Below are 1,243 nucleotides of genomic sequence, written 5' to 3'. Positions count from 1 at the left end.
GGATGTCTTTCATGCCCAAACGCTATCCCCCAGAGTTTCGTGACGACGTCATCGCCGTGGCCCGAGCAGCTCAGAAAGCCGGCACACCCTTGACCCACGTCGCCGCGGACTTCGGTATCACCTCGTCGTGTCTGCGGCGCTGGCTGCGACTCGAGGCTGGTTCTGCCGCCTCCACGGCAGGAGATCAGGCTGATCTGGCTGCTGAGAACCGTCAGCTCAAAGCCCAGCTGCGCAGGGTCGAGCAGGAACGCGAGATCCTACGACGGGCTGCGGCGTACTTCGCCAAGGACGTCAACCCAAAATGATGTTCCCCTTCGTGGCCGATCTCGCCGCGGAGGGGATTGCCGTGGCAGTGACCTGCGCTGTGCTGGGACTGTCCCGGGCGTCGTACTACCGGTGGCGGCTCCGGCCGGTCACCGACGCTGAGATCACCGAGGCCTACCGGGCTAATGCCCTGTTCACCGCACACGCCCGGGACCCGGAGTTTGGGTACCGACTGCTGGCTGATCAGGCCCGGGAGGTCGGTGAGGCGATGGCCGATCGCACGGCGTGGCGGATCACCTCGGCCAACCGGTGGTTCAGCGTGTTCGGCAAGAAACGACGCCGTGGTGCCCGTCGGCCGGGCCCGGCGGTGCACGACGATCTGTGCACCGTCACCGACGCCGACGGACGTGTGCGCCACCGGTTCAGCGCCACGGCGGCGAACCGGTTGTGGCTCACCGACATCACCGAGCACCCCACAAAGGAGGGGAAACTGTATTGCTGTGCGATCAAAGACGTCTTCTCCGGCCGGATCGTCGGGTACGCCATCGACTCACATATGCACGCTGATCTGGCGGTACGGGCCTTGGACAACGCCGTGGCGATCCGCGCTGGTGCCGGTGAGGTTACCGGATGTGTGGTGCATAGCGACCGCGGATCCCAGTTCCGCAGCGGGGACTACCTCACCGCCCTGAAGCGCTACCGGATGGTCGGCTCGATGGGCAGAGTGGCTTCCTGTGGTGACAATGCGGCGATGGAGTCGTTTTTCGCCCTGCTGCAGAAAAACGTGCTGGACCGGCGGGTCTGGGACACCCGGGAGTCGTTGCGGGTGACGATCGTCACCTGGATTGAGCGCACGTATCACCGTCGTCGTCGGCAAGTGGGTCTGGGACGGTTGACCCCGGTGGAGTACGAGACCATGATGAAAACACCTGCCATCACGGCAGCGTAACCAACCTGTCTCAGATCATGCAGCAGACCC

1 protein-coding gene is annotated in these 1,243 nt (G+C 64.5%); it reads left to right on the top strand.

All coding sequences use genetic code 11. From position 1 onward, the window contains the following. Positions 1–11: 11 nt before the first annotated feature. Positions 12–1,213, top strand: a protein-coding gene (locus tag ACTXPP_RS14095; protein ID WP_148263198.1) for an IS3 family transposase whose coding sequence is annotated in 2 segments (ribosomal slippage) — positions 12–300 and positions 300–1,213 — 1,203 coding nt in all. Because the reading frame shifts where the segments join, the coding sequence is not laid out codon by codon here. Positions 1,214–1,243: the final 30 nt, after the last annotated feature.

It is taken from the genome of Candidatus Corynebacterium faecigallinarum (genome assembly GCF_052264515.1).
Classification (GTDB): Bacteria; Actinomycetota; Actinomycetes; order Mycobacteriales; family Mycobacteriaceae; genus Corynebacterium; species Corynebacterium faecigallinarum.
This window is presented reverse-complemented; position numbering and strand designations above follow the sequence as displayed.